Origin of the sequence: Paenibacillus albidus (assembly GCF_014644435.1) — a bacterium.
Classification (GTDB): domain Bacteria; phylum Bacillota; class Bacilli; order Paenibacillales; family Paenibacillaceae; genus Paenibacillus_AQ; species Paenibacillus_AQ albidus.
Genome location: NZ_BMKR01000011.1, coordinates 172158 through 194059, shown reverse-complemented (window position 1 = coordinate 194059; position 21902 = coordinate 172158). Strand labels below are relative to the sequence as shown.

General features: G+C 54.6%; 15 protein-coding genes and 1 riboswitch. Of the genes, 11 read left to right on the top strand and 4 right to left on the bottom strand.

The annotated features are described in order from the left end of the window. Nucleotides 1–42: 42 nt before the first annotated feature. From IEY53_RS15420 to IEY53_RS15395, 6 genes are all read left to right on the top strand, one after another. Complete coding sequence (locus IEY53_RS15420) at nt 43–1320, top strand: vWA domain-containing protein (RefSeq protein ID WP_189026364.1); 1278 nt, start codon at nt 43–45, stop codon at nt 1318–1320. 24 nt (nt 1321–1344) lie between these two features. Further along, entirely contained in the window at nt 1345–1980 is a 636-nt protein-coding gene (locus IEY53_RS15415; protein WP_189026362.1) for a beta-mannanase, read from the top strand. Nucleotides 1981–2092: 112 nt separating this feature from the next. After that, nucleotides 2093–3355 carry a hypothetical protein gene (locus tag IEY53_RS15410; RefSeq protein ID WP_189026360.1) on the top strand — a complete coding sequence of 421 codons (1263 nt, stop codon included), beginning with the start codon at nt 2093–2095 and terminating at the stop codon, nt 3353–3355. Next, nucleotides 3352–6567, top strand: a complete 3216-nt coding sequence (locus IEY53_RS15405; RefSeq protein ID WP_189026358.1) for a GAP1-N2 domain-containing protein — start codon at nt 3352–3354, stop codon at nt 6565–6567. The genes IEY53_RS15410 and IEY53_RS15405 overlap by 4 nt, the downstream gene beginning before the upstream one ends. 819 nt (nt 6568–7386) lie before the next feature. After that, entirely contained in the window at nt 7387–7644 is a 258-nt protein-coding gene (locus IEY53_RS15400; RefSeq protein WP_189026356.1) for a hypothetical protein, read from the top strand. 42 nt (nt 7645–7686) lie between these two features. Continuing rightward, nucleotides 7687–7882: riboswitch (cobalamin riboswitch) on the top strand. A gap of 163 nt (nt 7883–8045) precedes the next feature. Next, a complete protein-coding gene (locus IEY53_RS15395) occupies nt 8046–12641 on the top strand; it encodes a DUF4430 domain-containing protein (protein WP_189026354.1) in 4596 nt (1531 codons plus the stop codon). Between the two features lie 52 nt (nt 12642–12693). On the opposite strand, the gene IEY53_RS15390 is transcribed toward IEY53_RS15395, so the two are convergent. Then, nucleotides 12694–13380: a hypothetical protein gene (locus IEY53_RS15390; protein WP_189026352.1), complete on the bottom strand. Its 687-nt coding sequence runs from the start codon at nt 13378–13380 to the stop codon at nt 12694–12696. Between IEY53_RS15390 and IEY53_RS15385 the strand changes: the two genes are divergently transcribed. The 5 genes from IEY53_RS15385 to IEY53_RS15365 all read left to right on the top strand — a co-directional run bounded on the left by IEY53_RS15385 (nt 13349) and on the right by IEY53_RS15365 (nt 18617). Beyond that, nucleotides 13349–13681, top strand: a complete 333-nt coding sequence (locus IEY53_RS15385) for a DUF4430 domain-containing protein (protein WP_189026350.1) — start codon at nt 13349–13351, stop codon at nt 13679–13681. The two genes, IEY53_RS15390 and IEY53_RS15385, sit on opposite strands and share 32 nt — an antisense overlap. Next, nucleotides 13678–14622 (top strand): energy-coupling factor transporter transmembrane component T, encoded by a 945-nt coding sequence (locus IEY53_RS15380; RefSeq protein WP_189026348.1) that lies wholly within the window; start codon nt 13678–13680, stop codon nt 14620–14622. The genes IEY53_RS15385 and IEY53_RS15380 overlap by 4 nt, the downstream gene beginning before the upstream one ends. Continuing rightward, nucleotides 14538–16226 carry an ABC transporter ATP-binding protein gene (locus IEY53_RS15375; RefSeq protein ID WP_189026346.1) on the top strand — a complete coding sequence of 563 codons (1689 nt, stop codon included), beginning with the start codon at nt 14538–14540 and terminating at the stop codon, nt 16224–16226. Before IEY53_RS15380 ends, IEY53_RS15375 begins: the two co-directional genes overlap by 85 nt. Next, the gene (locus IEY53_RS15370; RefSeq protein WP_189026344.1) at nt 16199–16888 is read left to right on the top strand and encodes an ECF transporter S component; all 690 of its coding nucleotides are present in this window, start codon (nt 16199–16201) and stop codon (nt 16886–16888) included. Before IEY53_RS15375 ends, IEY53_RS15370 begins: the two co-directional genes overlap by 28 nt. Nucleotides 16889–17030: 142 nt before the next feature. Beyond that, on the top strand, nt 17031–18617 hold the full coding sequence (locus IEY53_RS15365; RefSeq protein WP_189026342.1) for a methyl-accepting chemotaxis protein: 1587 nt from the start codon (nt 17031–17033) through the stop codon (nt 18615–18617). A 420-nt stretch (nt 18618–19037) separates the two neighbouring features. Here IEY53_RS15365 and qoxD read toward each other — a convergent pair whose 3' ends face one another. The 3 genes from qoxD to qoxB are packed head-to-tail and all read right to left on the bottom strand — an operon-like array spanning nt 19038 to nt 21869. Next, entirely contained in the window at nt 19038–19331 is a 294-nt protein-coding gene (qoxD, locus tag IEY53_RS15360) for a cytochrome aa3 quinol oxidase subunit IV (protein WP_189026340.1), read from the bottom strand. 1 nt (nt 19332) lies between these two features. Next, on the bottom strand, nt 19333–19929 hold the full coding sequence (locus tag IEY53_RS15355) for a cytochrome (ubi)quinol oxidase subunit III (protein ID WP_189026338.1): 597 nt from the start codon (nt 19927–19929) through the stop codon (nt 19333–19335). After that, the gene (qoxB, locus tag IEY53_RS15350) at nt 19926–21869 is read right to left on the bottom strand and encodes a cytochrome aa3 quinol oxidase subunit I (RefSeq protein ID WP_189026336.1); all 1944 of its coding nucleotides are present in this window, start codon (nt 21867–21869) and stop codon (nt 19926–19928) included. The genes IEY53_RS15355 and qoxB overlap by 4 nt, the downstream gene beginning before the upstream one ends. Nucleotides 21870–21902 lie beyond the last annotated feature (33 nt).

The window sequence follows — 21902 nt, the reverse complement described above, 5'->3', positions numbered from 1 at the left end:
CAAGGCTTTTACTTAGGTTCCATCCGGAAAGGATGAATAATGATGCAGCGAAAAATCAATCTGCTCCTGCTCTTCTTTAGTCTGATCGGCGGCGCTTTTGCCTTTTTGATCGGCGAGTGGCTGCTGGGCCGCTGGCTGGAAGAGCTGCCGTCCATTGTGCTTGTCGGCATTTATTTTGCCATCGTTGCCCTTGGTGTCGGCCTTGGGGCACTGATCGCGGAAATGGTCTCGCCGAGACTGAACGGAGCTTCCTGGAAGCAGCGTTATCTGGGTCTGTCCTGGAAACTGCTGCCGCTTACGCTTGTGCTCGCCTTCGGGGTGGGGGCATTCACAGAGTTCATCTATGAGCTGAATTTTGGCGGCGTGAAGCCGGTAAAAGATGTGGTGATGATCATTGACGACTCCGGCAGTATGATGGAGAATGATCCGGACAACAGACGTTATTCCGCCGCACAGTCCCTGGTGATGCAGATGGACGAGGACAATCAGGTGGCCGTGTTGACCTTTAGCGACAGTGCGAGCATTGTGCAGCCGCTGACGCCACTTGCGGATGAGCAGAACCGGGAGAAGGTCTCTGCGGCCATTCTCAATCTGAAGACAACCGAAGGCGGGACGAATATCAAGGGGGCCCTCGAGGAGTCGCTGAATGTCATTAACGGTGACAGCAGCTCCAGCCGGGGGTCCATGGTGATTCTGCTGTCCGACGGGGCCAGCGAGCTGGACACAGCGTCGGATCTCCGGACGTTTACAGAGCGCGGTATTGCCGTCAATACGATTGGCCTCGGCATGGATAACCCTTCGGATGCCACCTTGCTCCGGGAAATTGCCGGTGTCACCGGCGGACAATATTACGATGTCTCCGATGCAGGGCGGCTTGGCGACGTGTTCCAGCAGATTTATGACCGTCTTGGTGACCGGACGCTGCTGACGGAGCGTACCGATGCTACCCAGGACAGCCCGTATTATGCTGCAGTGCGCATACTTTCGCTGCTGCTGGTGGGTGCGGCGCTGGGAGTCGGGCTTGGCGTGGTCTTCGATAACCGCCATCTGGCCCGAAGCTTCGGGCTCGGCGGGACCGTCTCCGGCTTGCTAGCGGGTCTGGTCCTGGAATACGGCCTCACCGGCTTTTCGGTTCCAGACGGAATCATCCGTCTGTTGGCCGTGCTTGTGCTGGCCGCGATTATTGCCTTGTTCACCGGTGTGGTGCCGGTTGGGGAAGGCCGTCTCACCCGCAGGGGCAACCGGAACACAGGAGCGCCTGCGAATGCCTCGGACAACTTCCCGGCTCCGCGCCGGAACCGGGGCAGCAAAGGATTCTAGAGCAGCGGAAAGGAGCAAGCAGTCATGAAGTACGCCGAGGTTGATTCTTCCACACCTGTTATAACCGAATTGAGTTCCCGGGTGGAGGACCGGTTCTGTACGCTGAGATGGCGCTGGCCGGATGGCGTGCAGGCGGTCTGCATTCATAAAGCTTCTGCAGAAGCGCCGGTGGACGGGGACAGCCCGCCCGCCGGCATGAAGCTCTATACGCGTGAGGAATATAAAGCGAACAACGGCTACCGCGACCGGCTGGACGATATTGGACTGGTCGCGTATACCATATTCGCCCGCCTCGCGGAACATGGAGACACAATGCTTGTCAGACAGAAGGACGGGGACAACCGGATCGTTGTCAGTGCAGGCAAGGCCCGGATTTATTATTCGATTCTTCAGAAAAAAGGCTTGTTCTCCAAACAGAAAACGGTACATATGACCATTACCGCCGAAGTGCCGGTGGGCAGGGATGTATTGTGTTATGTCAAGAAAAAGGGCGGGTACCCGTCCGGTAAAGAGGACGGCGTGCTGTTCCCTTTTGTGCAGGACTTTGCCGCCGGCAAGAGTAGCCTTCCGCCGATCGAAATCGGCAAGGAGGATTTCGTGCGCATCTTTTTCACGGATGGCCGCAAGTACGGGCTTTATTATGAGCTGGTACCGGAGTGAGCCTGTAAGGATGGCCAGTCCGGCGCTCAGCCACATGCGGGCCTGCATAATGCTTTGCTACTCGCGGGCCATAATGAAAGACGCTGAATGAACTTTGGGGAGGGATGAAGAGATGTCTTTTTTTAACCGGTTCAAGAAAAAAAACCAGCCTCAGGCGAGGCCGCTTTTTTATGATATTGTGTGTCCTTTCTGCTTCAACAAATTCGCACCGGAGGAGGTCGTTTTCCGGGCGATGCACAGCCGGGAGGATGACGAGAACTACGCGCTCGGCGAAGATGACGCGCTGAATAAATACCGTGAGCGTTTTGGACTGGATACGGTGGACGATGTGGAAGCGGTCATTCGCCCGGCGGATATTCCGGAGGAATATCACCACTATACCGATCATGTGCTGACCGGACTGACTGACCGCTATGGCGTGTTGACCCGCAGACGGCTGTGTCCGGCATGCCACAATGAGCTTCCGGTAACAGCCGGCAAAGTGCCGAGCAACATTATCTCGATCATCGGTGCTTCGCAGGTCGGCAAATCGGTGTATATGACGGCGCTGATCCATACGCTTCAGCACACGACGGCGGGACATTTTGACGCGGCCTGCATGCCGCTGAACGCCGAGATCAGCCGCAAGTTCCGCACGCTCTACGAAGAGCCGTTATTTGAACGCGGAGATCTGCTGGCTTCGACGCAGAAGGAGAAGATGCAGGAGCCGTTTATTTTTCAATTTGTGTTCAAGGATGAAGAGAAGCCCCCGCTGACGCTTGTCTTCTTCGATGTTGCCGGCGAGGGGATGGTCGATCAGGATTATCTCGGGTTGCACGGCCAGCATATCAAGAACTCTGCGGGCATCCTGTTCATGGTCGATCCGCTGCAGATCCGCTCCATCCGGGAGAAGATTCGGATTAACATCGGCGACCGTCCGGGCGAATGGGTCTCGCAGTACGATGAGCCGCGTGATGTGGTGCTGACGATGTTCGGCGATTTCATTGCCTACCAGGAGAAGAGCAAAACCGACATTCCGACCGCAATCGTACTCGCCAAAAGCGACATGCTTCATTCCCTCAAGGATGAAGACGGCGATTACATCAAGTCCAACAGCAATGTGTTCAACAACTATGTGCACCGCAAAACGCTCAACCTTAACGAGTTCCACAACATCGACGGGGAGATCCGCCGCTTTATCGGCAAAGTAGACCGCCCGTTCAAGGATACGATGGATGTGTATTTTGCCAATACCGGTTATTTTGCCGTGTCGGCCCTGGGCAGCAATCCGGTGAATCAGAAGATTGAAGGCGTGGTTAGCCCGATCCGGGTGGACGAGCCGTTTATCTGGCTGCTGCACAAGCTGAATTACATTGAGGGGAGCGACGGCCCGTGAGTACCCATTCAGGGGCGAAGATTGCACAGCAGATGTATACCCGCGAGCGGCGCGGCGTTTACCGGTCTACAGAAGGTTTTGATACGGTATCGAAATCCGGGAGTCTCGACAACAATTTTGTCAAAAAAATACTGCATCCCTTCTGCCTCTACGATGCTCCGGCTGAACTGGCAATGCGCGGGGAGAAGAGCGAAGCGGCCTACCCGGCTGCGCTGCATCTGTTCCACACCGAAACGAATGAGACCGTCATCGGGCAGAGCCGCTATCTGGCGGCGGATTTCACCGGCCAGCGGAGCGCTTTTTTTGCCCATAACTTTGTGGTGCCGGCTTCCCGCGCGGACGATATTGTGCAGCGTTATGGTGACTATCTTCATGCTGACTTTGCCGGGAGCTACACCGGAGAGCTTGGAGGGACGCTGCCGGAGCTGGAGGCCATCCCTGCTTCGCGGAGGACAAGCCGCCTTGATTCTATGGCGGTCCTGCGTTCGCTGGGGATCGGCGAAGAGCTGTTCAAGGCCCTGCTTCAGGCGGTTATGATGTCGGTAAGCAGCAAAAAGAAAATTTATGTCGCCCTTGATGTGCCGGTGGAGGAGCTTTCGATCCGGGCAGCCGAGCTGACTGAGGTCCTCCTGGGTGTATTGCCGTTCGAGTTCCGCCGCAGATTGGGCGTGATTACGTATGCGAACGAGCCAAAAAGCCGTAAATACATTCATTTGACTTTTGTGGAAAAAGGGGCCCTCCGTCCCGGCGACCGCAGCATAGAGAAGGATTTCACCTTCGATCTGGCGTCCGGGCGGACCGGCAATGCCGATCTTGGCGACGGCCGGCAGCCGTATGCCGAGCTGGCCTGGAAGTTGCTGGCCCGCGGCGCGGGCGGATTAGACGACTTTGGCCGTTTTGCCGACAGCATCCTGTCGGTAGAGCAAGGGGAGCGTATCTTGTCACTGGCTGCCTATAATGAGCTGGCGGTCTTTTATGAGATTGGGCAGGGCAACGAAACCTTGTATGCCGACAACAAAACCGCAGTCCTCGGCGGATTGTTGTCCTATCTTCAAGCAGAGGGTGCGCTGGCCTCGCGGGTGCGGCTGAATGACTTGTTCCTGGAGCGCTTCGACCGTGAATATGATCTTATCCGGCAAAAAGGTCTGCTTGTACCCGCAGTGATGGAGAGCTTTAAGGAATATTTCATTCTGCCGGGCCACCATTACAAGGTCAAGATCGTTGATTATTTCATCAACGGCATGCTGAACAGCAGAGCGGCAGGACGCGAGGATATTCTGAATACCGCTTTCGGCATCATTGAGAGCAACGATGAACTGAGTGCCGCTTTTTTCAAAAGAGTATTGGCCCAGCCGGTATTCCGCAAGCAGCTGTTTGAGCCTTATATGGAAATACGTCTGGCTGCAGCGGCGAAGGCTGCGGACATTATGGGGTTCGTGCTGCATTGGGGCCGGTTTCTGCCGGAGGCTCTGCAGCAGTCGTTCATTCAGGAAAATACAAAAGAGTATTTGCTGGAGAAGCTCCAGAAGGAACCCAATCCGGTCGCTGCGGTATCGGCCATGCATGAGATGGTGGACAAGGCGGAAAAAGGCCTGCGCAAAGGAGCACTTCTGCATCCATCCGCGTTATCCTTATTGCAGGAGCTGGCAGACGCGGCGGATCGGTTCCTGCTGAACCGGCTTTCGCTCCAGGAAATGACGCAGGAGCAGCTGCTGGAGATTTCCTTCCTGCGTTATCCGAAGCGGGCCGGGGATTGGCAGCCGCCGCTGGATCTGATCACGAAGCAGAAAGCGAATGCGCTGCGTGCCGCTTACCGCTGGTTCGGGGAAGAGAGTCCGGAGGTCGGGATTTTTGCGGAGCTGACACCGCAGGAGCTGGATGATGTGCAGCTTCTGGGACGCCGCTGGCTGAAGGAAGCGGGCTCACCGGAGCCATTCGAACGCCTGCCGTTAGCCTTCTACTACAGCAGCCGCCGCGAAGGTGGTCCGCTGGATTATGATGCCCTGCTGGAGCTGGTGAAGCGCAAGGCCGGGACGGATAAAGAGACGGTCTACCGCTTTTTGGCCTGGTCGCAGAGCAGTCCGCTTTTTAAAGCCTCGGGCAAGAAGCTGTGGCCGGGTTATCGCCGGGCGATCCTGAAATATTTCACGAACAGCGACCGCGAGGCGTTCAAAAGCCGTGATTTCCGCAAAAGTTATGTTGAAGCCGCAGGGCCCGCTCTGCAGACTGTCTACAATGAAGCCCGCTCCCAGCTGGCTTCACCGCTGGCGCGGTGGTTCAGCCGCAGCCGATTTCGACTCCTGATGTCCGGCTCTATTGTCGGCGTAGTGTTGATTGCCGCCATTATTATATTCAGTATGCTGCGGCCGGACGATAAAGACGCCGCGCTGGCTCCGCAGCCGTCTCCGGTTCCGAGCGGACAGGCGCCTGTCCGGGCCAGTCTGCTCAGTGAAGGAGGCGCTGCAGCAGGCAGCCGCCTGTTGTTCGTCTTCTCCAGCGCCGAGGAATGCGCCAGCTTCAAGCCGGCGGAAATTAGCGTCACGACGGGCGACAAGGCCGCCGTGATGTATCAAGTGGCCTCGACTACGGGCAGCTGTCAAGTCCCGTCGCCGGGAGCGGCGGGGGCTGGTGGTACCGGTGTGTCCGGTACGGGAGAGCCAGGGGAGGCTAGCGGTTCAGAGGCGGTGACCGAAGATTCCGCCGGCGGTGCAGGGACGGATCAGGAGACCGACGCGGGAACGGCGGGTGTGAATGGCGGTGCAGATGAAACTGCGGCTGCCGGTGGCGATGGCGGTGGCGGTGAAACTGCCGGAGCTGGTAATAACGCCGGTGGCACCGGAGATGTGGACGGTCCTGCTGCAACGGACGGCAGCTCCGGCGACCCTGCCAATGCTGACACCAATGCAGAAGGTGCAGCCGGTGACGCAGGCAGCACCAACGCGGCAGCGACTGATGCGCCAGGTGCCACACCCGGACCGACCCCAGCGGCAGGCGGTACGGCACCGGCAACGGCTAAGCTTGCTAAGCCTGCTCATGAAGTGATTGTGGTTCTCGAGCCGAAGGCCGTCTTGGCCCCGGGCAGTATGATTACAGCCGGGAAATACACACTGATGGTAGAGCCCGGGCCAAGCGCTGCACCAACTGCAGAGCCTGGCACTGAATCGGGCGCCGACCCATCCGCTGCAGCCAGCCCGGAGGCAACGCCGAAATAAGCGGCGGCGCGGAACATACAATGGAACAGCTCCTGAATTGCCGGACAAACCCCTTAAGGGGACGGTCCGGGCGGTTCGGGAGTTTTTTATGGAAGAACCTCCACCGATACAGAGTCAGCAAAAGGTTCGCCGCTGTATTTTGTGCATCGCAAACATCGTAAGCATAGAAATCCAGGCACGTTCCGCCTTTCCTGATGCACAAAATGCAGCTAAACCGAAAAAAGCCCGGTTTATCCAAGTTCTGATGCACAAAATACAGCCAAACCGAAAACTTAGCTCACTACTAGCCCACTACCAGCTCACTACAAGGCACTCAGCCGGCACTGCCTCTGATGGAGCGCACAGCCAGTAGTATGGCTGGCTACCGCTCCAGTGTATTTAGTACAGTCAAATCGCTCTGGGAGTAACCTGAAAGGTTATTCTGATGTATTTTGTACATCGCAAACTTCGCAAACATCGAAATCCAGGCACGTTCCGCCTTTCCTGATGTACAAAATGCAGCTAAACCGAAAAAAAGCCCGGTTTATCCAAGTTCTGATGCACAAAATACAGCCAAACCGAAAACTTAGCTCACTACCAGCTCACAGCTCACTACCAGCTCACAGCTCACTACTAGCGCACTACCGGCTCACTAACCGGCTCACTACCAGGCACTCAACCAGCACTAATCCGGCACTCCCACTGCTGGAGCGCGCGGCCAGTATGGCCAGTTGCTGCTCCAGTGTATTTAGTACAGTCAAATCGCTCCGGGAGTAGCTGAAAGGTTATTCTGATGTATTTTGTACATCAAAATGGGCAGGAAATGACGCGATTTTAGGTTTGCCTGCATTTAGTGCAGTTGAAGATGGAATAAACCCGAGCATGGGCAATACTGTCGGAATTCTGATGCACCATATGCAGCAGTGTTACGTTTCAGGTCTGGATTTAATAGATTTGGATGTACTTTTTACAGCAGAAAAGCATTCGGCACAGCGGGAAAAGGGACAACTTATAAGAATGGACCTGGGCCAGGAGAGCAAGGCACTGTTGATAGAGTTGGAGGGGAGTTGGAAGAGAATTGGAACAGCTTTTCTATAGACATACAGGGGAATTATAGATATGATTGTGAATATTGAATTTAATACACTAATGAAACAAGGTGCGGGCCCGCTGACGGGACCTGCTTAAAAGGGAAGCCCGGTGCAAGTCCGGCGCGGTCCCGCCACTGTAAATGCGGAGCGGCTTTCGGGTAGGCCACTGTCCTGTGAACGGACGGGAAGGCGGAAAGCCGCAGTGAGGCATGAGCCAGGAGACCTGCCTTGTTGCTGACGTTTCTATTCTTCGGGGGGTAAGAATAGGGAACCTGTACAGATGGATGTGCGACACCGTTTCTTTGGTCACACAGCCTTGGTTTGTATTCTTCCCGGCCGCCCCTATCAGGGCGGTCTTTATTATGTTCACTGCAAGACCCAATTCATTTCAGGAAAGAGGGATAAGATTTGAAGAAGCTACTCACCTCCAAGGCTTGTGCGCTTGGACTGGCCTTATTGCTGGTTATTTCCGTTCTCGGAACCGCGCTGGTTCCGGCAGGACAAGTTAGGGCACAGGCACAGAATTCTGCTGTGCAGGAAGAGACGAGTGTTACTGAAGCTACATATGATGCCGGGGCTGCTCCGGTGGATGCAAAAGTGGCAACGCAAGCGGCCAGTGTCACAGATGCCATTTACAAGGCAAAACAGTATGTACTGGCTAATGGGAGCTTGTCCGAATGGAATGCGATGAGCATTGCCCGCAGCGGCACAGCGGTCCCGGACAGCTACCGTACCGGGCTTGAGAGTACGCTTAAAGCAGCAAACGGAACCTTTACCAAGGTTACGGACTATGCGCGTATTTCGCTGGCCGTGACGGCGATTGGCCGTGACGCTACTAACTTCGGCGGATACAATCTGATTGAGAAAATATACAACTTTGGACAAATGACGAAACAAGGGGTTAATGGGCCGATATACAGCCTGCTGGCCCTTGATTCCGGGCAATATAAAGTGCCGGATGATGCACTGTGGACACAAGCCAAGCTGCTGAAGGAAATTCTCTCCAAGCAGAATGCGGATGGCGGCTTCATCTTCTTCGGTACGCAGAGTGATCCGGATATCACGGCAATGACTTTAAATGCCCTTTCTCTGCACAAAGATGACCCGGACGTACAAGCGGCTGGAACCCGTGCGGTGAATTGGTTATCCCAGGCACAAAAAGCAGACGGCGGATATAATCATTCCAGTGAGTCGACTTCCCAGGCGATCATCGGCCTGACCTCGATGGGGATTGACCCGGCCGGGCCAGAATTCACCAAAGCTGGCGGCAATCTGGTGGATCATCTTTTGAGTTTTGCACTACCCGATGGAAGTTTCCGCCATTTGGTAGGCTCTGGTGCAAACGGAATGGCTACAGAGCAGGCGCTTCAGGCACTTGTTGCTTATGATTTATATTTGAAAGGTGAAACGTTCTATCATTTCACCCAGCCTGGTTCACAGAAGCCGGGGGTGCAGGCTGTTGTAAGTATTGAAGGACCACAAGCACCGATTGCTGCAGGAACCATTCATGCCGCTACTGCGGTGCAGGGTCTGGAGAAGCTGGCTCAGGCCAAAAATATTAGTCTGGAAATTAAAGACAGCTCCATGGGCAAGTATGTAAAGATGATTGACGGGGTATCGGAGGCTCTATACGGAGGCTACGATGGCTGGATGTTTGCAGTCTCTAAAGACGGACACTGGAAACAGCCGGATGTCGGTGCGGGCGATTATCTGCTCCAACCGTCTGAAAAAGTACTCTTTTATTATGGGGAGTATGGGGTCACGAACTTTATACAGTCTGTCTCGGTTACACCGGAACACCCTGAAGCCGGTAAGAAGTTCTTCGTCACAGTCCTAAAGGAAGTCTCCGATTGGGACGGATCAAAGGTGGTGACCCACACTGTACCGGCTGCGGATGTTCAAGTCTCGGTTGCCGGACAGACCGTAACTGCCGATGCAGAGGGTGTAGCTACCTTCCCGGCAGGTGTGGCAGGTGGAACGCATACGCTGGAGATTACAGGCTATCAGAAAGATGCGGTACCAAGCGTTGTAAGACATACAAGCAAGCTTGCAGTATCGCCTAAGCAGGCTTCTATATCCATCGAAGGTCCACAAGGGCTTATAGGACAAGGTGTAGGCCTCGGGTATACCGCGCTTGATGCACTGGAGCAGCTGGCGGACTCCCAAGGCATTCCGCTGGAGATCACAAACAGCTCCGGCATGGGCAAGTACGTAACCTCAATAGGAGAAGTTAAGGAAAAACTGTACGGGCCTTACGATGGCTGGATGTTTGCGGTCTATAAAGACGGGCGCTGGACACAGCCGGATGTAGGGGCGGCTGATTATAAGCTTGCAGAGGCCGACCAGCTCCTGTTCTATTATGGAGACTTCTCGGAAACCCAGCTTGTGAACTCAGTAATAGTCACACCGGCTGTTCCTGAATCCGGACAAGCATTTTCGGTAAAGGTCACCAAAGATGTCACACAGTGGACTGATGCAACAGGAACCACGGTAAGCACTGTTCCCGCTGCCGAAGTGCAAGTAAGCATCGGCGACGATAGAGTTACGACCAATGCTGAAGGGATCGCGTCGTTTACCTCCGGCAAGGCGGCAGGTACACATACGCTTCTTGTGACAGGATACCGTGAAGGCGCTGTGCCGACCCTTGTACGGACTGCCACGCCGCTTATCATCAAGGCCGCGAGTACAACGGCGCCTGTCGCCTCCACAGCTACTATTTCGGTGGTCGGAGACAGCTCGCGCGGAACGATTCTTTCGAGCCGTACAATGACCCTGAATGGAGGGGATACACCTTACAGTCTGCTGGTACGTCAGCTGGGTGGACAGGTTATCGCTGAGGGCAGCGGCAGCAATCTGTATGTCTCTTCCATAGCAGGTCTTTCTGAATTCGATCTGGGCCCGCTGAGCGGCTGGATGTATTCCGTCAACGGCATTTTTCCAAAAGTAAGTGCAGGGGCGTATACTTTGTCCAGCGGTGATGTAGTCGCCTGGAGATACACAACGAACGGTGGAGTGGATCTGAATCAGCCTACGGATGGTTCCGGCACTACAGGCGGAGCGGGAGGAGCAGGAGGCGGTACGGCTGGAGCGATTACCAGCGACAACACCCTCTCTGTGAATCAAGTGGGACAGACCACTACGGTGACAAACGAAGCTAACAAAATGACTGCGGCAGAGGCGGCAGCAATCAGCAAGACCCTGGCAGCGAATAAGGTATCCATTACGCAGGAGGTTACTCCGGGTGCGGCAGCTGCGCTGAAAGACAATGCAAATGAGGTTCAGCTGCAAGTTCCGGCTGGAGCTGTGGGCGGTAATGTGAAGATTAGCATACAGGAGCAGAACGCCAGCCGTCCCGAGCTGGTCTCCGGACTGTATGAGTTCACACCGGACGGCACGAAGTTTGCCAAACCGGTTGATCTGTCCTTTGTCATTCCTGTGACTACGGATTATCCGGGCAATCTGACCGTAGCGTGGCTGGATAAGACCACGAACCGCTGGATTCCGGTTCCGTCTACCTTGGATGCCAAGACCGGAATCATGACCGGCAAAATCACCCACTTCACGGCTTATGCGGTTATCGACCGCAGCAAAGCAGAGCCTGAAGCGGAGAAGCTGAAGAAGGATATCGCCGCCACGGCCAAAGCAATTACGGCAGCAGGCGAGATCAGCGACTGGCAGGCGATTGGCCTGGTGCGATCCGGCAATTCTCTTCCGGCAAGCTACTTAAGCGGGGTGAAGGCCCAGCTTGCTGAGAACCAAGGAGAGTTCCGCAAAGTTACCGATTATGAGCGCTTGGCCATGGCCATTTCAGCAGCGGGCGGCAATCCGCTGAATATTGACGGCTACAATCTGATTGAGAAAATCTACAACAACGAGAACATGATCAAACAAGGCACCAACGGACCGATTTTTGCCCTGATCGCCCTGGATAGCGGAAATTACAGCATCCCTGCCAATGCACAGTGGACGAAGGAACGTCTGGTCCAGTGGATTCTGGAGCAGCAAAGCAAAGACGGCGGCTTCCCGCTGACCAGCGGCGAGGCGGATAATGTGGACATTACGGCGATGGCTGTAACGGCACTGTCCGTCCATGCAGAGCAGGCGGCTGTGAAGAATGCTATCGATAAAGCCATCAACTGGCTATCCAAGCAGCAATTGGAGAACGGGGGCTTCAAGCTTTCCGGTGAAGAGAACAGTGAAAGTGTAGCGCAGGTTATCATTGCTCTGTCTGCGGCTGGAGCGGGTCCGGGAGATGCGCGGTTTGTCAAAGCCAAAGGCGGACTGCTCAGCAATCTGGCAACCTACCGCCAGACTGATGGGGGATACGCCCATGCGGCTGCGGACAAGGCCAGCAACGGCTTGGCCACAGAGCAGGCTCTGCTGGCGCTGACTGCCTATGACCGCTTCCTGAACGGACAGACGAAGCTGTACAGCTTCACTGAGATTCCGGCAGCTTCCGGCTCCACTGCGGTGGTTTTTGCCGATGAGAAACAGATCTCGGCCTGGGCCCTGCAGTCGGTGCAGAAGGCTTTTGACCAGAAGCTGATGCAGGGTGTAAGCAGCGACAGTCTCGTATTCGCACCGAAGCAGCACATTACACGGGCGCAATTCGCAGCCCTGTTGCTGAGATTGACGAACAACACACCTGCCCCGGCTTCCTCCGCGCCGGTATTCAGCGACGTGAAGGCCGGTGCATGGTATTATGGAGATGTGCTCAAAGCGAAAGAACTGGGCATTATTGATGGTGTCAGCAAAACAGCCTTTCATCCGAACGGAACGATCAGCCGCCAGGATATGGCTGTAATGATCTACCGGGCCTTTAAACTGGAAGCTCCTGTAGACGCGCAGAGCTTCAAGGATGAGAGCAAGATCAGCAGTTATGCTTCGGCAGCGGTTCACGCTGTGTCGGATCTCGGATATATGACCGGCTTTGACGGAGCGTTCGATCCGTCTGCACCGGTAACCCGCGAGATGGCAGCGGTGGTTGCAGTAAGACTACCCTAAGCTTGCCTAAGTCTTGATAGAGAACTATGCTGAAGGAATCCCAATCATATAATCAAAAGGATGGAACGGGGGAGAATTGACGGCCCTCGTTCTTTTCCCTTTTTACGGAGGTGTTCTGATTGATGACCAAATCTGCTGCACGCTGGCTTTCCGTTCTGGCTGGCTTGCTGCTTGTCGTCCTACTGACCGCCGGATGTTCTTCCGGGCAGAATAAAGCTTTGAACGCTGCAGACCCAGAGGCGTTGCCTGCGGCGGAAACCGCTGCCCCGGCGGCGTCTGCTTCGCCTGCCGCCTCGGCAACCCCGCAGCCGTCCAGCCCGGCTGCGGCCGCAACCGACGCCCCGGCAGCGCAAGGGACGTCCGCCCCGCTTACCAGCGCTGCCCCCGCCAGCGCTGTCACACCGGGTGCAGCGCCTGGCGCGGCGCCAGGCACCGCACTCCCGGGCAGCGCCGCACCATCGCCGAAGGCGCCTGCCAGCGCTGCCCGGCCCTCTGCCGGCTCCGCCCCGGCAGAGGGCAAGACCAGGCCCGCAGCCAGCGTCAAGCCGGCTGCTTCGGCCCCTGCTGCCACGGCGAAGCCAGCAGCGACCGCCAAAGCCGGGGCGGCCAGCACCCCGGCGGCCAAGCCAGCGGCTACGGCCACGGCGAAGCCGGCCGAGACGCCCGGCCCTGCGGCGCCTGCGGATAGCGCCGCGACTTCGGCAACCTTGTCCATTGTAGGGGACGAGGAGCATGGCACGATCCTCGCCGCAACCGAAGTCGAGGTCGAGAAGGGCGACAGCGTGCTGGATCTGCTGAAGCGTATCACCCGCGGGAACAAAGTACAGATGGAGTTCAGCGGTGCCAAAGGGTTCGCCTATGTTGAAGGTATCGATAACCTGTATGAATTCGACCGCGGCGCGGAAAGTGGCTGGATGTACCGGGTGAACGGGGAATTTCCGAGCAAAAGCGCCGGAGCCTATACGGTAACCCCAGGTGATACCATCGAGTGGCTTTACACGCTTGATCTTGGCAAGGACCTGGGAGCCAAGGCGCCGTGAACGGGGGATTCCGGTCCGTACATCCTTCCGTAGCTTTGTTGTACTATGCCGGGCTGCTGCTGTTTGCGATGCTGCTTTTTCATCCGCTGTATCTGCTGACGGAGCTGACCGCAGTGGCGATTCTGCTGCTGCTTCAAGGCCAGGGGCGCCCTTTGCTGCGCGGCCTGCCGTTTTATCTGCTGATGGCGGGCTCCGTGGCGGTGCTGAACCCTTTATTCTCTCACAGGGGCTCACATATCCTGTTTTACTTTCTGGATCAGCCGATTACACTGGAAGCGATCCTGTACGGCTTGATGATGATGGTGGTCCTCCTGACGCTGTTCATCGTATTTATTTCATACAACTATACGGTAACAACCGATAAATTTATGTATTTATTCGCTGCTGCCGCTCCCAAAAGCGCCCTGCTGACCCTGATGGCGATTCGCTTTGTCCCTTTGTTCCAGCGGCGTTTGCACCAGATCACGCTGATCCAGCGGATCCGGGGAATCGATGTGGGAACGGGCAATTTGCGCAAAAGAATGCGGGACGGCATGACCCTGCTGAAGGTACTGCTGACCTGGTCGCTGGAAGAGGCGCTGCAAACCGCCGACTCCATGAAGGCCCGCGGCTTCGGCCTCCGCAAACGCAGCGCCTATGCCATTTATAAGCTGGACCGGCGCGATGTCGCTTTGCTTGCGATATTGGCGGTTTGTGGACTGATTGTGCTTGGGGGCTGGCTGCAGGGGTATGGAAAAATTGAGATTTATCCGCGCATGAAGCCCGTGCAATTCGGCGGGGGAGAGGCAACGTGTTTTATCGGCTTTTGCTTGTTTGCATTGACACCGCTATGGCTTGAAGGAAGGGAGAAATGGTTATGGAGATCCTCGCAACGGAATGTTTATCTTTCCGCTACCCCGATCAAGACAGGGCCGCACTTGATGAGCTCTCGTTCTCGGTGAACGAAGGTGAATTTGTGGTGCTTCTTGGCCCTTCCGGCTGTGGCAAAACTACGCTGCTGCGCCATCTGAAGCGGGAGCTGACACCTGTTGGTACAACTGCCGGTGTCATCCGGTATAAAGGCCAGCTTCTCAGCGAACTGCCGGCAGAAAGCGCCGCCGGCGAGATCGGCATGGTCTTTCAGAACCCGGACGCTCAGATTGTTATGGACACAGTCTGGCATGAGCTCGCTTTTGCCATGGAGAATATGGGGCTGGAACCGGCTGTAATGCGCAGCAGACTGGCGGAAATCTCCGGTCTGTTCGGGCTGGAGCCGCTGCTCTACCGTTCGGTGCATGAGCTGTCCGGGGGGCAGAAGCAACTGCTTAATCTGGCTTCCGTTCTGCTGCTTCAGCCCAAGCTGCTGCTGCTGGATGAACCGACATCCCAGCTTGATCCGGTGGCCGCAAGGGAATTTATCCAGATTCTACACCGTTTGAACCAGGAGATGTCGATGACCATCATCATCAGCGAGCATCGGCTGGAGGAAGTGCTTCCGCTGGCGGATCGGGTGCTGCTGCTTACCGGAGGCCAACTTAGGGCTGAGGGCACACCACGGGACATGGTACGCAGAGTGGGTGAAGAGCAGCTATGGCCGCATCTGGCCTATTTGCCTGCGGCGGCGCGTTTGTTTCTGGCGCTTTCGCCTGATATAGACAGGGCGGCAGAAGCCCCGGTTCCCTTGACGGTGCGTGATGGCAAACGGTGGCTGCAGGAGACTTTGCCCCATCTGGCAGCCTTGGAGCGGAACAACGGCAAGGCGGCGACCGGTGCTCAGGAGGCAGGGCCGCACACCCAGCCGGAAGCAGCGGTAATGAGCTGCCGGGAAGTTACGTTCCGTTATCGGAAGGACGGGCCGGAAGTACTGAAGAAGCTGTCCCTGTCGCTTTATCCCGGGGAGCTTCTGATGCTGATGGGCGGGAACGGTGCAGGCAAGTCCACACTGCTCCAACTGCTGGCTGGACTGGCTAAGCCGCAGCGGGGCAAGGTCGAAATGAATAAAGGGCTGACGGCCGGATATCTGGCCCAGAATCCACTGCTCTATTTCAGCCAGGATACCGTGCAGGAGGAGCTTGAGCATATGGCGCATTATGCCGGAATGACTGAGCAGACCGCAAGGGAGGAAATCGCTGCGCTATTGGGCGTTTTCCAGCTTCGTGAAGTGCTGCAGAGCCATCCGCAGGATATCAGCGGCGGCCAGCAGCAGCAGACCGCGCTGGCGATGGTACTGCTGCTGAAGCCGGACATTCTGCTGCTGGATGAGCCGACCAAAGGGCTTGATCCCGGAGCAAAAGAGAAGCTGGCTGCCCTGCTGCAGCTGTTGCGGGATCGGGGAATGAGTATTCTGATCGTCACACATGATGTGGAATTCGCAGCCAGTTATGCTACCCGTTGTGCCATGCTGTTTGACGGAGGCATTACGGCAGAAAGTCCGCCGGAGCGTTTTTTCGGTGCTAATTTTTTCTATACGACCGCAGTGAACCGCATGGTACGGGATTGGCTGCCGGAAGCGCTGACAGTGGAGGAGGTAGCCCGGACATGGTCAAATTCCGTTTCCCGCTCCTGATTGCGCTTGCTGTATTTGTCGCCGGACTGGCGCTTACCGCTGCCTTCAAGGATCGCCACTATATGCTCCTCAGCCTGGTATTGCTTGCTGCTGCCCTGGTTCCGCTATTTGTGCGTCTGGAACGCCGACCGCTGGAATCGAGGGAACTGGTCCTGCTTGCTGTGCTGTCTGCTGTGGCTGCTGTAAGCCGGGTTCCTTTTGCCGCCTTGCCCAGTGTGAAACCGGTATCTGCCATTGTTATTCTGTCTGCCTATGTATTTGGAGCAGAGGCGGGGTTCATCATTGGTGCCGTAGCGGCGCTGGTCTCCAACATTTATTTTGGGCAAGGGCCATGGACGCCGTGGCAGATGTTCTCCTGGGGGATGATCGGATTGACGGCAGGCTGGCTGCGCCATACCCGGTGGATGAGAAGCAGAGCCGGTATGCTGATCTTCGGCTTTGTCTGGGGATTTTTGTTCGGCTGGATTATGAATGTCTGGTACATTATCAGTCTTCCTGAAGCTTTCAGCTGGCAGCTGGCAGCTGCGGCCTATGTCTCCAGTTTCTATTTCGATCTGGCCCATGCGTTGTCCAACGTCTTTTTCCTGGCGATATTGGCGGGAGGCTGGACGAAGGTTCTGGAGCGGTTCCGCAAGAAATATGGTTTGCTGCAACAAGAGTGAAAATAGGGTATTATGGATAGGGCTGGATTATATGCGACAAAAAAATTAATGATTCGACATCACATTCGACATTTACGTCAATTATTCGAGCTTTTTCGCCGATAAAATAAGGAGATAGACATCGAGAAGGCGGGAATATCAAATGAAGAATCTGAAAGTCAAACAAAAAATGGCAGTGTTTATGATTGTGGTCATGGTAATGCTGACTGTGACTGGAGTAATCGGCATTCTGACTACTGATAATATGTCCAACCGCTCCAAAGAAATGTATAATCAGAACCTGCTGCCGATCGCCTTGATGACACAAATACGCGCCAATAACCAGGAGATAGAGTCTTTTCTTCTGGAGACCCTGCTTGCCCCGGACCCTGCTCACATTACTGAACTGGGCCTTAATATACAACTGGCCATTGCAGAGAATGACAATCTGCTGTTCAAGCTGAAAGAGAATTCATTCTCGAATACCAAAGTAGCCGCCAATATTAATGAGTACCTTTCCCTGCTCTCGGATTACCGGATTCAACGTGAAAGTATCCTGCATCTTGAGGATAAGAACCTCAATACGGAAGCTTTCGAGATGTACTCCGGGGAGATGTATACGGAAGCGCGGAAGAAGATGGGGAACCTTCTGGACAGTTCTATAAATCTGGCGCTCACAGATGCCGGCGTTCATAATAACGCCGCTGTGGCCGAAGGCAAACGCTTCAAACTGATAAGCAGTCTGCTGATTCTCGGTGCAGGGATGCTCTGCATGGCCATCAGCGTATGGATTACACGGCTGATTACCGGACCGCTTCAAGCGCTGCAAGGTTTAATGAAACATGCTGAAGAAGGTGACCTGACCGCCACCGCCGCTGTATATATAGCCAAAGATGAGGCTGGTTATATAAAAATTTCCTATAACAACATGTTGCAGAGCCTGCGGGTTATGCTAAGGAGGGTCTTGGAGATCGCCGGGATGTTGTCGGCCTCTTCCCTGGAGCTGAGCGCCAGCGCAGAGCAGACAACACGCGTTTCAGAGAGGATTGCCAAGACCTCCAGCAAGATTGCCGCAGGGTTTCAGGAGCAGGCGGCAGTCATTGATCGTACCTCGCAGTCGGTTCAGGTTATGTCAGAAGAGATAACGGCGGCTCAGAACAGCAGCCAAGAGATGTCCCGGCTGATGGGTGTGGCCGGCTCCGCTACCAGCCATGGTGCCGCTGCGGCAGAGCTGATTATTGCCCGGATGAAGGAAATAGACTCCAGTGTCTCGGAGAGCCGCCAGATTGTCAGCGGGCTTGGCCTATTATCAGGTGAGATTGGTAAGCTGGCTGAGGCAACCGGGCGAAGCTCGCTGCAAATCACGGATATGATTACATCTATTCAGGAGCAAACGGCATATGCGGTAAGATCAATGGCGGCCGGCTCCGGGCTGGTCTTGCAAGGTGTGGAGCAAAGCGAACAGGTATCACGGGCTTTTGCCGAAATAGAAAGCTCCATTCAAGATGCAACCCGGCAGACGGAAGAGATCCGGGGGGCGATACAACAAGTCTCACGGGAAGCTGCGGCTGTAAGCGGAGCGATAGAGGAGATGCAGGCAATCTCGCATAAAGGTACGGCAGGCATTCAGAATATCCAAACAGCCAGCCAGGAGCAGTTGTCGGCTATGGGCGAAATGTCGGCTTCGGCGCAGTATTTGGCAGTTTTGGCGGAGGACTTGCAGAAGAGCTTGGCCAGCTTCCGTTTATAAGCAGGGGTGAAGTCCTCTTTACTGCACTTTATACATCAGGATGCTGGTAAAACTGGCCCATATTCGATTTGACTGCATTTGCTGCATTAGAAAGTGTAGAAAAGGCTGAGTAACGGTTCTTTTCTTAAATTCCACTGTACGAAATACATCAGAATGGACTTGTAAGTCCTGCCAGGGGGATTTCACTGCACTAAATACATTCAAACTGCCTTCAGCGCAGATAAAAATACAAAAATACAGCGGGGACTCCAGTAGCTGTCCCTATCCCTTGTGCTGTATTGCAGGAGTCCCCCCCCCAACTCAAAAAGTCCGGCCTGCCAGCAATGGCGGACCTGGCTTTTTGAGTTGGGGTATGTCCTTACAACAAAACGTCCTGTCTCCGAAGTTGCCGGAAACAGGACGTTTTGTTGTTGTGTTAGCTTACGCGTACCAGCCCCAAAGAAAGATGAAGAGGGTACCGAATATGGTGACCAAGCCGACGAACAAAGCGTAAGCAATGTTGATGTACAGCTCTTTTTTTGTATCTGCCGACTCGCCGATATGCATGAACACGAACAACTGCAGTGAAGCCTGAATGATGGCTGTGACGGTCAGGATGATGATGTCCACAGTTTTGGACAGATCCAGATAGATTACAGCCAACGCTGCGGCAGAAAGGACCAGAGAGGCGATATAACCCATCACATGGCGAATAGGAAACAATTGCTTCATCATATCACATCAGTCCTTTCAGGTAGACGAAGCTGAAGATAAAGATCCAGACAACGTCCAGGAAATGCCAGAACAGCGAGAAGATAAAGGCTTTATTGGCCGTTGCCGGATTAATGCCTTGACGCCAGATCTGGTACATGATGACCGATCCCCACAGGAAGCCGAAGCTGACGTGGGCACCGTGTGTTCCCAGGAGTACAAACAGACTGGACAGGAAGCCGCTGGTCTGGAGTGTTGCTCCTTCATGAACATAGGTGAAGAATTCGGTAATTTCGATCCCGATAAAGGCAAGACCCATCAGGAGGGTAATTCCCATAAAGACCATCATAGCCTTTTTGTAGCCGTGCCGCATTGCATGGATCGCAAGACCGATGGTGAATGAGCTTGAAAGCAGCAGGAAGGTCTCAATCAGCACAGGGCCAATTTCAAAGATTTCTTTGCCGCTGGGACCGCTGGCAAAGCGGTCCACCATAACAAGATAAACTGTGAACAGGGTAGCGAACAAAGGAATTTCGGCTCCAAGAAAAACCCAAAAACCGAAAATTTTGTTACTGTTCTCTTCTGTAGCGTATTCTAGCGGCTTGGACGCATCTATTTTCATACAGTCTCACCCCGCAATTTCTTTTCTGTAGCGATAACTTCCTTCGCCGGAATATAGAACCCGTGATCCCGGTCAAAGGACATGGCGGCCATCACCAGGATGATGCCGACACCGGCCACAATGGCAGGAATCCACATGCTGAAGACGAGGAAGAAGCCAAAGAAGAAGAAGACAACGCCCAGGATAAACGGTTTCCCGGTATTGCTAGGCATATGAATCTTGGTGATTTCTTCCGTGAACAGCGGGATGTTGTCCTGCTTGGCAGACCATAAAGCATCACGTGTTTGTACTTTAGGCACAACTGCAAAATTGTAAGCCGGAATCGGGCTGTTCGTAGCCCACTCCAGGGTACGTGCATCCCATGGATCGCCGGTCGTATCTCTTGGCTCGTAACGTGTACTCCAGTAAATGTTGTACACCAGAATAACAAATCCTATCGCCAGTCCGAGTGCACCGGCAAAGGAGAGCATATTGAGCGGACCAAAGCCCGTCTCCTCGGAATAGGTATACATCCGCCGCGTCATCCCCATCAGCCCCAGCAGGAACAGCGGGAAGAAGGTGACGTTGAAGGAAATAATAATCCACCAGAAAGCATGTTTGCCCAGTCGTTCGTTCAGGCGGAAGCCGAATACTTTCGGGAACCAGTAATGGAAGCCCGCAATAACCGCGAACACGGCACCCGGAATTAGAACGTAGTGGAAATGCGCTACCAGGAACATGGTGTTGTGGTACTGGTAGTCGGCACTGGCCATCGCCAGCATGACACCGGTAACGCCGCCAATCGTAAAGATTGGAATAAAGGCTAGCGTGTACAGCATCGGTGTGGTGAAGGTGATTCGCCCTTTTCGGAGGGTGAACAGCCAGTTAAATATCTTGACGCCTGTCGGTACGGCAATAGCCATCGTCGTAATCGAGAAGAAGCTGTTGACCATAACCCCTTGACCCATCGTGTAGAAATGGTGGGCCCAGACCAGGAAGGACAGGAGTGAAATAATCAGCATACTGAATACCATGGAGGTATATCCGTACAGGTTCTTTTTCGAGAAGGTTGCAATAATTTCACTGTATATACCAAATGCAGGAAGCACGACGATATATACCTCCGGATGCCCCCAGACCCAGAACAGGTTGGCCCAGAGCATATCCATACCGCCGTTGGCCATGGTGAAGAACTGCGAGCCGAACAGACGGTCGAACATCATCAGTGCAAGGGCTACAGTCAGTACCGGGAAGGCGAATACGATAATAATATTCGTAATCAGGACGGACCAGGTAAACATGGGCATCTTCATCAGCTTCATGCCCGGAGCGCGCATCTTCAGAATGGTCACGATAAAGTTAATCCCTGTAATCAGGGTACCGATACCGGAAATCTGCAGTGCCAGAGAGTAGTAGTTGTTACCTACGGTCGGGCTGAATTCAATACTCGCCAGCGGGAAATATGCGGACCATCCGGCATCCGGTGATCCACCGATGACGAAGGAGATATTCAGCAGCATCGCTCCGAAGAAGAAGAGCCAGAAGCTGACGGCGTTCAGACGCGGAAAAGCAACGTCGCGTGCGCCGATCTGCAGCGGAATAATTACATTCATCAGACCGATGATAAACGGCATGGCCATAAAAAGGATCATGATCAAGCCGTGGGTGGTAAAGACTTCATTATAATGCTGAGCATCAAGGAACTTCATATCGGGCGCAGCAGTTTGCAGACGCATCATGATCGCGTCGATTCCGCCGCGGAACAACATAAGCAGTGCAGCAAGAATATACATGACGCCTATGCGTTTATGATCGACAGTCGTCAACCATTCGCGCCACAGGTAGCCCCATTTCTTAAAAACGGTCAGTCCAACAATAATCCCGATGGTAGCAAGTGCAATACTGATCATTGCCCCGTATATCAAGGGTTCACCGTGAACCTTAAATTTCTCCAAATCCATTAGGGTGGCTCCTTTCAGGTTGTTCAAGCAAAC

Bases quoted from the DNA above. Each gene is read 5' to 3' on its own strand.
- IEY53_RS15420 (WP_189026364.1), top strand. From the start codon at position 43: ATGCAGCGAAAAATCAATCTGCTCCTGCTCTTCTTTAGTCTGATCGGC.
- IEY53_RS15415 (WP_189026362.1), top strand. From the start codon at position 1,345: ATGAAGTACGCCGAGGTTGATTCTTCCACACCTGTTATAACCGAATTG.
- IEY53_RS15410 (WP_189026360.1), top strand. From the start codon at position 2,093: ATGTCTTTTTTTAACCGGTTCAAGAAAAAAAACCAGCCTCAGGCGAGG.
- IEY53_RS15375 (WP_189026346.1), top strand. From the start codon at position 14,538: ATGGAGATCCTCGCAACGGAATGTTTATCTTTCCGCTACCCCGATCAA.
- IEY53_RS15370 (WP_189026344.1), top strand. From the start codon at position 16,199: ATGGTCAAATTCCGTTTCCCGCTCCTGATTGCGCTTGCTGTATTTGTC.
- IEY53_RS15365 (WP_189026342.1), top strand. From the start codon at position 17,031: ATGAAGAATCTGAAAGTCAAACAAAAAATGGCAGTGTTTATGATTGTG.
- qoxD (WP_189026340.1), bottom strand. From the start codon at position 19,331: ATGATGAAGCAATTGTTTCCTATTCGCCATGTGATGGGTTATATCGCC.
- IEY53_RS15355 (WP_189026338.1), bottom strand. From the start codon at position 19,929: ATGAAAATAGATGCGTCCAAGCCGCTAGAATACGCTACAGAAGAGAAC.
- qoxB (WP_189026336.1), bottom strand. From the start codon at position 21,869: ATGGATTTGGAGAAATTTAAGGTTCACGGTGAACCCTTGATATACGGG.